Origin of the sequence: Desulfitobacterium nosdiversum (assembly GCF_049860565.1) — a bacterium.
In the GTDB taxonomy this organism is placed as follows: domain Bacteria; phylum Bacillota; class Desulfitobacteriia; order Desulfitobacteriales; family Desulfitobacteriaceae; genus Desulfitobacterium_A; species Desulfitobacterium_A nosdiversum.
Map to the genome: position 1 here is coordinate 1,681,114 of NZ_CP172056.1, position 11,646 is coordinate 1,692,759.

An 11,646-nucleotide genomic window follows, 5' to 3' on the forward strand; every position below is an offset into this window, starting at 1 on the left:
GAATTTCCCGTCCCTTTTATGAGGACAGGGATTTTTTATTTTATCTAAATATTTTTATTTATAGATAACATAGGAGGAATGGTCATGGATTACCGGGATACTCTAAACCTACCGGAAACCGATTTTCCAATGCGTGGGAATCTGCCCCAACGCGAACCGGAGATTTTGAAGAAATGGGAAGAAAGCAATCTTTACGAGCGTGTGCAAAAAGCAAGAGCGGGTCACCCTAAGTTTATTCTGCATGATGGTCCCCCTTATGCCAACGGAGATATCCATCTCGGTCATGCTTTAAATAAGGTACTCAAAGATATTATTGTTAAGTATAAGACGATGATGGGCTATGACGCTCCTTATGTACCGGGCTGGGATACGCATGGACTGCCGATCGAGCAGCAGGTAATTAAAAAGTTAGGCGTAAATCGGCATGCGGTTTCTCATCTTGAATTTCGCGCCCGTTGTAAAGAATATGCTAAGAAATACGTAAGTATCCAGCGGGATGGTTTTAAACGTTTAGGTGTTCGTGGGGATTGGGAACATCCCTATCTTACTCTCCATAAAAATTATGAAGCTGAGCAAATCGGTGTTTTTGGCGAAATGGCCAAAAAAGGCTATATTTATAAAGGCTTAAAACCGGTATATTGGTGCCCCTCATGTGAAACAGCTTTAGCAGAAGCTGAAATTGAATATGCGGACACAACCTCTTCCGCGATATATGTAAAGTTTGCTGTTCAAGATGGCAAGGGAATTCTTAACGATAAAAATACGTATATTGTCATTTGGACAACGACTCCCTGGACCATTCCTGCCAACGTGGCTATTAGTGCCCACCCGGATTTCACTTATGCTCAAGTCAAAGTTGGGGAAGAGCATTGGCTGCTGGCAGAAGGTCTTCTCGAACGACTTCGGGGTCTTTGGAATCTGGAATTGCCTGTTGAGAAAACCTGCCAAGGAAAGGATCTGGAAAGAATAACATGTAAACATCCGCTTCTGGATAGGGAATCGCTTCTTATTCTGGGTGAGCATGTGACTCTGGAACAAGGTACGGGTTTCGTTCATACTGCTCCCGGCCATGGGGAAGACGACTTTATTGTCGGTAAAAAATACGGATTGCCCGTGATTTGTCCTGTTGACCACCAGGGAAAGTTTACAGAAGAAGGCGGACCTTATGTCGGGCTTAAAGTTGACAAGGCAAACCCAATCGTGATCGAGGATTTGAAAAAGTGCAATGCGTTGGTGCTTGAGGAAAAGATTAAGCATAGTTATCCTCATTGCTGGCGCTGTAAACATCAGATCATTTTCAGAGCGACTGAACAATGGTTTGCCTCAATCGATGGGTTTCGCAAAGAGGCCTTAGAGCAGATTGATCAAGTTCAATGGATTCCTTCTTGGGGTAAAGACCGAATTTATAACATGATCAGAGACCGGGGTGACTGGTGTATTTCCCGGCAACGGACCTGGGGTGTGCCTATCCCTATTTTCTACTGTGAAGAATGCGGCAAAGAACTCGTAAACGATGCAACGATTGCGAAGCTTCAGGAGATTTTCCGCAAAGAAGGTTCGGATGCGTGGTTCGCCCATACGGCGGAGGAACTGCTGCCAGAGGGTACGACCTGTTCCTGCGGCGGTCATACTTTCCGTAAAGAAACGGATATCATGGATGTTTGGTTCGATTCTGGAACGAGCCACACCGGAGTGTTAAAACAAAGAGAAGAACTGACTTGGCCCGCTGACCTTTATCTCGAAGGCTCGGATCAACATCGGGGGTGGTTTAATTCTTCTCTGTCTACAGCTGTCGCCGCCTTCGGCAAGGCTCCATATAAGGCCGTTCTTACCCATGGTTTCCTTGTTGATGAGCAAGGACGTAAACAATCAAAATCTCTGGGTAATGGCGTCGATCCAATTCAGGTTATGAACCAAATGGGTGCAGATATTTTAAGACTCTGGGTTTCTTCGGCCGATTACAAAAATGATGTCGCTGCTTCACCGCGGATTATGAAACAGATGACTGAGGCTTATCGCAAAATCAGAAATACCTTGCGTTTCTTGCTGAGCAATTTGAAGGATTTTGATCCTGCGAAGGACCAAGTTCCTTACAGCAAGCTTCCTGAGATCGACCGTTGGGCCCTTCTTCAATTAGGGAAGGTTATTGACCGCGTTCTTGAAGGCTATGAAAAATATGAGTTCCACTGGGTATATCATACCGCGCATAATTTCTGTACGGTTGAGTTAAGTTCTATCTATCTGGATATTGCCAAAGACCGTCTTTATGTTGAAGGGAAAAACTCTGAACTTCGACGTTCTGCGCAGACCGTGCTTTATCAAACTTTAGATGCTTTAGTTCGATTATTAGCTCCAGTGCTTACGTTTACAATGGATGAAATTTGGCCCTATGTCCCAGGCGTTGCCGAAGCTTCAAATATCCAAATTGAGGAAATGCCAAAAGCTAAGCCTGAATGGAAGGATGAAGAGCTTGAAGCTAAATGGGACCGTATTCTAGATATACGTGCAGAAGTAACGAAAGCTTTGGAAAAAGCCCGTCAAGATAAGCTCATCAATCATCCGCTAACGGCACAAGTTGATCTTTATACTCCAGCGGATCTTTATGAGTTCCTGAAAAAAGTTCCTAAGCTTACGGATATTTTTATCGTTTCTGCTGTGGAATTGCATCAAGCGGCAGGTACCAAGCCTCAGGATGCGGCTTCTGCGGAATCGATTGAAGGATTAAGCATTAAGGTCAGTCCTGCAACAGGTGAAAAGTGCGAGCGCTGTTGGATGTATCATACTGAAGTTGGGAAGGATGAAAAACATCCTTCGCTTTGTCCGCGTTGTGCTTCGGTAGTTCATGAACTAGAAACAGAATAGTCTATTATTAAGAGATGAGTCCTTGGAGCAGCATCGAATGCTCTTGGGACTCATTATTTTAAATTTATAGAAAATTTCCAATTCCCTTTTTGCGCTTTTTTAAATGGACAAGATATCATAAACTATTATAGAATTATCCTAGATTAGAAAATTTGCTCTTAATCTTCAAATATATTAAAAAGTTAAATCATTAAAATTTTAGGTGTTAAGGAAGTGGATCACATGATTCTCACCTCAGAGATTGCCGAGCGAATTTCTCATTTGATTTATTCAGAGACAGGGTTTCATACCATTATTTGTGATGCAACAGGAAAAATAATTGCAGATACTGCAGGCACCCGAGTAGGGCATCAACATGCGGGAAGTAAGCGGGTTTTAACAACTTCAACACGTGAAATTGTTATTACAAAAGAGGACGAGGAGCGTTCGGGCGGAGCGCTTCATGAGGGCTACCATATTGTCATTGAAATGGATGGGCACAAACTTGGAAGCTTTGGAGTTGCAGGCCCAGTTGCGACAGTTACGCCAATAGCCCGAATTGCTGTGGCTATAGTTCTTTCGTTGCTCAGGGATGAGGAAGTGAAAGAAATAATTCGTAATCATGTAGAACATTTACGAAGCGCAATCGAACAAGCCGCAGGAGCAATCCAGCAAATGGCGGCATCGGCTCAAGAAGTTGCAGGTATCAGTCAAACGGTGTCTGAAGTTGCACAAGACGGTAAAGAACAAGTGAAGGCCACGGCAAACATCCTTGAATTTATCCGCCGTGTCTCTACGCAAACCAACTTGTTAGGTTTAAATGCAGCTATCGAAGCTGCTCGGGCTGGGGAACATGGAAAAGGATTTTCTGTTGTCGCGGGGGAAGTCCGTAAATTAGCTGAGGACAGTAACCGGTCAGCAAATGAAATAGGAACGATTTTGAATCAATTTCATGAAGTCATCGATCGGATCACGCAAGGGGTCGAACAAAACAAGGTGATCACTGAGGAGCAGGCGAAGGCGACTCAAAACATTACTGTGATGATTGAAGGAGTACAGCGTGTCGGCGATGAACTAAATGAGTTGGCTCTCAAATTGTAATCGATAAGTATGAACAGTAAAGGTCTGAAATTTTTCGTAAATTTTTTATAAAATATTTATCATTTTTTATAGACGAAACGATAACTTCCTGCGTATAATATAGGGCATAGGAGAATTACATAAGAACCGAATGATTTCAGTGGGAGAGATCCGATCAGATTGGACGCCGAAGGAGCAAACTTCTTGATGTCGCTCATCAAGGATGGAAACTCTCAGGCAAATGTACTGCTGAAAGACGGTGCTCTGGAGAGTTTCTCAGATGAGAACACCAAAGGGGAAGCCGACAGGCGAATCTCTCAGGTTAAAGGACAGAGGAAACGCGACGCGTTTATCCTCTGTTTTTTTGTGTCTTTTTAGGGAAAACAATTATTCACTCCCAGCTGCACACTTTGATCTGTCTGTCACATTCATTTTCATGAAAGCTTTAAACTTGGTCATACTCAATTCTAAGGAGGTGTCATTTTTAATGACGGAACTTAAACGTACTCCGCTCTATGAGGAGCATCTTGGCGCTAAAGCAAAGCTTATTGATTTTGGCGGCTGGGAAATGCCTGTTCAATATGCGGGAGTGATTGAAGAACATCATACCGTCCGTAATAAGGCAGGGCTTTTTGATGTGTCCCATATGGGTGAAGTAAATGTAACAGGGAAGGATGCACTTCCTTATGTACAGAACTTGATCACAAATGATGTTAAGCGTATTCAAGACGGGCAGATTCTCTATTCCCCGATGTGTTACCCTGACGGAGGAATTGTCGATGATCTCCTTGTTTATCGCTATGACTCAGAACATTTCTTCATTGTTGTCAATGCTTCCAATACGGATAAAGATTATGCCTGGATGCAGGAACAGGCAGGCAGTTATGAAGTTCAAGTGGAGAATGTTTCAAGCCAATATGCTCAATTAGCGTTACAAGGTCCTTTAGCTGAGCAGATTCTGCAAAGAATAACTTCTGTTGACCTCGCAGAAATAAAATACTATTGGTTTAAACACGGAGAAATTGATGGTGTGCCCAGCCTTATTTCGCGGACTGGGTATACAGGGGAAGATGGATTTGAAATTTACATAGCTCCGGATAAAGCATCATGGCTCTGGCAAAAGATTCTTGAAGAAGGGTCTTCGGAAGGTGTTAAACCGATAGGACTCGGTGCTCGGGATACCTTGCGTTTTGAAGCGCGGTTACCCCTTTACGGCAATGAATTAGGTCCGGATATTTCTCCTCTCGAAGCAGGAATCGGATTTTTCGTCAAACTGGGCAAAGAAAAATTCATTGGCAAGGAAGCACTGGAGGCTCAAAAGGCAGAAGGTATTCCTCGCAAACTTGTCGGTTTAGAAGTGATTGAACGAGGAATTGCCCGTTCGCATTATTCCCTGCAAAAAAACGGAGAAGAAGTGGGGTATGTAACCTCGGGATCCTTTTCACCGACCCTGAATAAAAATATCGCCTTGGGGTTAATTCGAGCGGATTTAGCTGAGCTAGGTTCAACCTTAGATGTCATCATTCGCGGCAAAGCAGTAAAAGTTCAAATCACGGCTACTCCCTTTTATAAAAGGGAAAAAATGAAATAATAACAAAAACAAATTATAAATGAGGAGGAATTTATCATGAATCCAACCGATTTAAAGTACACCACTACGCATGAGTGGGCAAAAGTTGAAGGGAATATCGTTACTTTAGGAATCACAGATCACGCCCAAGAAAGTTTAGGGGATGTTGTTTTTGTTGAGCTTCCGGAGGAAGGCGCAGAGGTGAAAGCCGGAGAGGCTTACGGCACGGTCGAATCAGTAAAGGCCGTTTCCGATATTGTTTCGTCGGTGAGCGGAAAGGTCATCGAGTTTAACGCCGCTATCCTTGATACTCCCGAAACACTGAATAGTGATCCATATGGTGAAGGATGGCTCATTAAAGTCGAAGCCGATGATGTGAAAGAGCTTGATGCTTTGATGTCTGCGGCAGAATACGAATCCTTTGCCGAGGAGGAGGAGCACTAAAATGAATTATGTGCCGAACACAGTTAGTCAGCAGGACCGGATGTTGGCAAGAATTGGGGTAAAATCGATTGATGAATTGTTTAAAGATATCCCTGAAACTGTTCGGCGCCAGGCCAAGCTAAGCATACCTGGCGGACTGGCAGAGCAAGATCTGGTCAAACTTGTTAAAGGGATTTCAAAACAAAATGGCAATTTGGAAGAGTATACTTCCTTCTTAGGAGCGGGAGCTTACGAGCATTATATTCCAAGCTTTGTGGATCAGCTTCTGATGCGTTCTGAATTTTACACAGCATATACGCCTTATCAGCCGGAAATCAGTCAAGGTACCCTCATTGCGATCTACGAATATCAGTCGTTAGTCTGTGAACTTACAGGAATGGATGCGGCAAACGCTTCCATGTATGACGGCGCTTCCGCCTTAGCCGAGGCTGCTCTCATGAGCTGCGACGCGACACGCCGCAAGACAGTTCTTGTTCCGACAACGATCCATCCGGAATACCGTGAAGTTCTTCAAACTTACTTGCCTCCACGGGGAGTTGAGATCGTTGAAGTTCCATCTCAAGAAGGGGTTGTTGACTTAGCGGAATTAGAAAAACTCCTTGGGAAAAATGTTGCAGGAGTTCTTCTCCAAAGTCCTAATTTCTTCGGAGGAATTGAAAAAGCAGCAGAAATCGGTGAACTTGCACATAACCAAGGAGCCCTTCTGATCATGTCGGTCAATCCCGTATCCTTGGGAATATTAAAATCGCCGAGTGAACTCGGAGCTGATATTGTTGTAGGTGAAGGGCAGCCTTTTGGCAATCCCCTGAACTATGGCGGCCCCTACTTGGGCTTTTTAGCAACACGTGCTAAGTATGTCCGCCGGATGCCTGGACGTATCGTAGGCGCAACAACCGATAAAAACGGTAAAAAGGGGTATGTACTTACCCTTCAGGCACGTGAACAGCATATTCGCCGTGAAAAGGCGACCTCAAATATTTGCTCAAATGAAGCACTCTGTGCATTGGCTTTCACGATTCACTTGACAGGCCTCGGTAAGAAAGGCTTAAAGAATATGGCCAATTTGAACTTACAAAAAGCGCATTATGCTGCTCAGGAAATTTCCAAACTCCCTGGGATGAAACTTGCTTTTAACCAGCCTTTCTTCCATGAATTTGTTATTGAAACAACAGCCAGCCCTGCCGAGATTAATAAAGAACTCCTGAAGGACAAGATTATCGGCGGGCTTGATCTTTCCCGTTTCTATCCCGAAATGGATCATCATCTTTTATTCTGCGTAACTGAGACGAAGAGCAAGGCAGATATTGATCGGCTCGTGGTTGGAATGGAGGCAGTAAAATGAGCGAATTAGAGTCTTTGATCATTGAGCAAAGCCGTGAAGGAAGAACTGCTGTCAGCTTGCCTCAATGCGATGTTCCTGAGGCTGCTCTTAATTCTCTTCTTCCTTCTGAATACCTGCGTACGCAAGAACCGGAGCTGCCCGAAGTTTCTGAAGTGGATGCCGTTCGGCACTTCACCCGACTGTCGACGTATAACCATGGCGTTGACACAGGATTCTATCCGCTGGGATCCTGTACGATGAAATACAATCCTAAGGTCAATGAGATGCTGGCAAGGCTTCCAGGTTTCACAATGATGCATCCCTATCAGCCTGAGGAGCTGACACAGGGTTCCTTGCAGCTGATGTATGAATTGCAAAATGACCTGGCTCAAATTGCAGGAATGGATGCATTTACGCTGCAGCCGGCTGCCGGTGCTCACGGGGAGATGACGGGTATTTTAATCGTTAGAGCCTATCATGCTCACCGAAAGGATACAAAACGGACAAAAGTCATTGTACCGGATTCTGCTCATGGTACGAATCCGGCAACGGCTGCAATGGCCGGTTTTGAAATTGTTCAAGTTCCTTCGAATGAACGCGGCGGTGTCGATATTGAAGCTCTGCGCAAAGTAGCCAATGAGGAAATCGCAGCACTAATGCTTACAAATCCTAATACATTAGGCCTTTTTGACGAGAACATTTTAGAAATCGCGGAAATTGTGCATAGTGTCGGTGGACTTGTCTACTACGATGGAGCGAATGCCAATGCCATTATGGGGCTTGCCCGGCCTGGTGATATGGGTTTTGATGCGGTGCATATCAACCTGCATAAAACGTTTTCTACGCCTCATGGCGGCGGTGGTCCAGGGGCAGGTCCTGTTGGAGTCAAAGAATTCTTAAAACCCTTTTTGCCCAAGCCTATTGTCATTAAGAAAGAGGATGGAAGCTATAGTCTGGACTATGACCGTCCGCTTTCCATTGGAAGAGTGCGAGCCTTTGTGGCGAATTTCGCTGTCTTAGTCAGGGCGTACTCATACATTCGAGCACTGGGCGGGGATGGATTAAAAGAAGCGGCTCGGAATGCGGTACTCAATGCTAATTTTTTGATGAGTATACTTAAAGAACATTTCTATCTTCCCTTTGATCGTGTATGTATGCATGAATTTATTATTACTCCGAAAGATCTGAAACCTTACGGTATCCATACCTTGGATATAGCCAAGCGGCTTCTTGACTACGGCTATCATCCGCCGACAATCTATTTCCCGCTGATCGTCGAAGAGGCAATGATGATTGAGCCCACAGAAACGGAAAACTTGGAAACCCTGGAGAAATTTGCGAATTCTCTAATCCGTATTGCGGAAGAAGGAAAGACAGATCCTGAGAAAGTAAAAAATGCTCCTTATGATACGTTGGTTACACGTTTGGATGAAACTTCAGCAGCTCGCCATCCAGATCTTCGTTGGCATAAAGGTTAAATTGTTAAGGTCGCCGGTAGGGCGGCCTTTTAAATTTTGTTTGAAAAAATCAAGGATATTGCTTTAGCTTGCTCTAATTTCTTATACGTTGAGCCTTAAACAGCAGGAATTAAGGAATTAGAAGAGAAGTTATACAAAATAAAAATTAGAAATAAAGGATGTGTAATGGGTATGCGAGTCGAAGTTCTTCCTTGTGCTGGGGCCCCTTTCCTTCCTTATTTAGAAGATAAGCTTGTCATTGTTATCGATGTGTTAAGAGCAACAAGCACAATGGTTACAGCGTTAGCTAATGGGTGTCAGGCCATAATCCCGGTTCTTAGTCCTGAAGAAGCCCTAGCTAAACGTTTGGAAACGCCGGGTGCACTTCTTGGCGGCGAACGTCAGGCTGTGCTCATTGATGGTTTTGATTTGGGAAACTCACCTTTTGACTATGCTCCAGAAAAAGTGGGCGGGAAACGTGTGATCATGACGACGACAAATGGAACCCGTGCCATTCGTGCCGCTTCTGAGGCTAAGGCTGTTTGGATGGCTTCTTTTCTTAATCTTGAGAGCATTGTGCGTGAGATTTTCCGTCTTAAACAAAAGGCTTCAATAGAAGGAATTGTTGTTTTTTGTGCAGGAACGGAGGATCGATTTGATCTTCCTGACACGTTATGTGCAGGTATGCTCATTGATGCTCTTGGTCCAGATATTGGACTTAATGATTTAGGAGAAGCTGCCCGGATGCTCTACCAGATTTCTAAGAATAACCTTCTTGATATCATTAAACAATCGGATCATGGTAAGCTTTTATTCAAATTAGGTTTTGAAAAGGATGTTTTCTATTGCTCCACATCTAATATTCTTCCTATTGTGCCTGTTCTCGTGAATGGAGAGGTTATATGGCAAATGGGGGGACTATAAGAAAAAAAGTTATTTTTAAAATATTTAAAAAATTAGTTAATAAGGTCCATTTTCGGGAAAAAAAGAGTATAATGGTGGAGTGTTGCAGATAATAGGTATAACCCTAATTAGAACCTGCCGAGTAGATTAGTTTGAGAGGAGACTGTATTATGGATTTTTTGAAAACAATGAAGGATCTCGCCAAAAGCGATATCCAAAGAATAGTCCTACCGGAAGGCGAGGAAGAACGAAACCTGGTGGCGGCAGCAACTATCCATGCTGAAAAGATTGCTGAACTGATCCTTCTGGGGAACGAAGAAGTCATTAAGGAAAAAGCAAAAAAACTTGGCATAAGTATCGAAGGGATAGAGATTCACGACCCCGCTAAATCTGAAAAAACCGGCACTTATGCCAAAGAGTTCTATGAGCTCAGAAAAGCAAAGGGAGTTACTGAGGAGATGGCGGCAAAAACACTGCTGGATCCCATGTACTACGGAACCCTGATGGTTAAGATGGGCGATGCCCAAGGTATGGTTTCAGGAGCTGTACATACGACGGGAGACCTTCTTAGACCTGGACTTCAGATCGTTAAGACTGCACCTGGCATTAGCGTAGTATCCTCTTTCTTTGTCATGCTGATTCCGAATAAGAGCTATGGTCAAGATGGCACGATGCTCTTTGCCGACTGTGCTGTAAACCCGAATCCTAATGAGGATGAGCTTGCAGCAATCGCTATCTCCACAGCAGAGACAGCAAAAAATCTCTGCAGGATGGATCCAAAGGTAGCGATGCTTTCATTCTCTACTATGGGCAGTGCAAAGCACGAAAACGTGACTAAAGTCCAAAATGCAGTGAAAAAGGCTAACGAACAAAGACCAGACCTCGCTATTGAGGGAGAGCTCCAGGCCGATGCTGCGCTCGTTGAAAAAGTAGGGAAGCAAAAGGCTCCGAACTCGAAGGTCGCTGGAGAAGCAAATGTGCTTGTGTTCCCGGATCTCCAAGCAGGAAACATCGGTTATAAGTTAGTGCAAAGGTTAGCTGGGGCAGAAGCTATTGGACCTATCTGCCAAGGCTTTGCAAAACCGATCAACGATCTTTCAAGGGGTTGCAGCTCTGAAGATATCGTAAACGTTGTGGCCATAACCGCCGTACAGGCACAGAATACGAAATAATAACAGTTCAGGCTGCTGACATTTTTGTTGGCAGCTTTTTTTTATTTGCCATCAGCGAATTGAGCATAGGCGTTTGCATTATAGTTAACTTATGCTCAATTTTTTTGTAATTTTTTACGGCTCTTTTGAATAACTTAATAAAAGTGCATGATAATAATGGAATTTGCTTGCATAATATGGTGGTTGTTTACAGACGGAGGGAGAAATGATAAAATGTTGTTAGTATCTACTAACATTTTAAAGGCAGTTTAATATATAAAGGAGAAATATATGATTTCCACATCGGAAGAAAGAATCCTTGAAGCTGCTTTATTCCTTTTTTCTCAAAGAGGATATCATGCCGTTACTACGAAGGAGATTGCCCATCACGCCGGAGTCAGCGAAATGACTCTGTTTCGGCATTTTTCCTCGAAGCAGAAGCTCTTTGAGACGATGTATGAAATCTATATTTTTACCCCGCAATTTAAAAACCTCTTCGAGCAGCAAATGGAAGGAAATTTAGAACGGGATCTAATTAAGATTTGTCAATGTTACCAGGAAAATCTATTAAAGAACCAGAAGATTATAATGATGCAGTTCCGTAATTATGATTTTATGTCAATATCCGATGCTCCGCTATTTAGATTCCCTAGTGAACTAAAAAGACTGTTAATGGATTACTTGTCCGAAATGAAGGAAAAGGGATATTTCATGGCTGATGCAGAAATATGGGCTGTAAATATTCTAACCTATAATTTTGGCTTGTTTATGTTCTGCCTGGTCAACAAGCAATTGCTAACTGGAACGGAGATCGACAAATATATTGCCGATTATGCCAAACAACTGTCTAAAGCCAATGCCCAATAAGGGATAGGCCCT

9 protein-coding genes, 1 pseudogene, 1 riboswitch and 1 other annotated feature (1 of these 12 only partly in view) are annotated in these 11,646 nt (G+C 43.5%); all 10 genes and pseudogenes read left to right on the plus strand.

Features of this window, described 5'->3' with window-relative positions; translation table 11 throughout:
• Nucleotides 1-18: a binding site (T-box leader), on the plus strand; it begins 186 nt to the left of the window's first position.
• Nucleotides 19-84: 66 nt separating this feature from the next.
• The 10 genes and pseudogenes from ileS to ACHOLT_RS08045 all read left to right on the plus strand — a co-directional run bounded on the left by ileS (nt 85) and on the right by ACHOLT_RS08045 (nt 11,634).
• On the plus strand, nt 85-2,862 hold the full coding sequence (ileS, locus tag ACHOLT_RS08000) for an isoleucine--tRNA ligase (RefSeq protein ID WP_425807091.1): 2,778 nt from the start codon (nt 85-87) through the stop codon (nt 2,860-2,862).
• A gap of 222 nt (nt 2,863-3,084) precedes the next feature.
• Nucleotides 3,085-3,480 (plus strand): annotated as a pseudogene (locus tag ACHOLT_RS08005) (sugar diacid recognition domain-containing protein); the annotation flags it as partial.
• A gap of 36 nt (nt 3,481-3,516) precedes the next feature.
• Complete coding sequence (locus tag ACHOLT_RS08010) at nt 3,517-3,942, plus strand: methyl-accepting chemotaxis protein (protein WP_425807944.1); 426 nt, start codon at nt 3,517-3,519, stop codon at nt 3,940-3,942.
• 130 nt (nt 3,943-4,072) lie between these two features.
• A riboswitch (glycine riboswitch) is annotated at nt 4,073-4,180 on the plus strand.
• A gap of 228 nt (nt 4,181-4,408) precedes the next feature.
• Nucleotides 4,409-5,512, plus strand: coding sequence for a glycine cleavage system aminomethyltransferase GcvT (gene gcvT, locus ACHOLT_RS08015; protein WP_425807093.1), 1,104 nt, complete (start codon nt 4,409-4,411; stop codon nt 5,510-5,512).
• 36 nt (nt 5,513-5,548) lie between these two features.
• Nucleotides 5,549-5,935 (plus strand): glycine cleavage system protein GcvH, encoded by a 387-nt coding sequence (gene gcvH / locus ACHOLT_RS08020; protein WP_425807095.1) that lies wholly within the window; start codon nt 5,549-5,551, stop codon nt 5,933-5,935.
• A 1-nt stretch (nt 5,936) separates the two neighbouring features.
• Nucleotides 5,937-7,277, plus strand: a complete 1,341-nt coding sequence (gene gcvPA / locus ACHOLT_RS08025) for an aminomethyl-transferring glycine dehydrogenase subunit GcvPA (protein ID WP_425807097.1) — start codon at nt 5,937-5,939, stop codon at nt 7,275-7,277.
• Nucleotides 7,274-8,734, plus strand: coding sequence for an aminomethyl-transferring glycine dehydrogenase subunit GcvPB (gene gcvPB, locus ACHOLT_RS08030; RefSeq protein WP_425807100.1), 1,461 nt, complete (start codon nt 7,274-7,276; stop codon nt 8,732-8,734). The genes gcvPA and gcvPB overlap by 4 nt, the downstream gene beginning before the upstream one ends.
• Nucleotides 8,735-8,905: 171 nt before the next feature.
• Nucleotides 8,906-9,637: a 2-phosphosulfolactate phosphatase gene (locus ACHOLT_RS08035; protein ID WP_425807102.1), complete on the plus strand. Its 732-nt coding sequence runs from the start codon at nt 8,906-8,908 to the stop codon at nt 9,635-9,637.
• 149 nt (nt 9,638-9,786) lie between these two features.
• Nucleotides 9,787-10,788 carry a phosphate acetyltransferase gene (gene pta, locus ACHOLT_RS08040; protein WP_425807946.1) on the plus strand — a complete coding sequence of 334 codons (1,002 nt, stop codon included), beginning with the start codon at nt 9,787-9,789 and terminating at the stop codon, nt 10,786-10,788.
• A 270-nt stretch (nt 10,789-11,058) separates the two neighbouring features.
• Entirely contained in the window at nt 11,059-11,634 is a 576-nt protein-coding gene (locus tag ACHOLT_RS08045) for a TetR/AcrR family transcriptional regulator (RefSeq protein ID WP_425807104.1), read from the plus strand.
• Nucleotides 11,635-11,646: the final 12 nt, after the last annotated feature.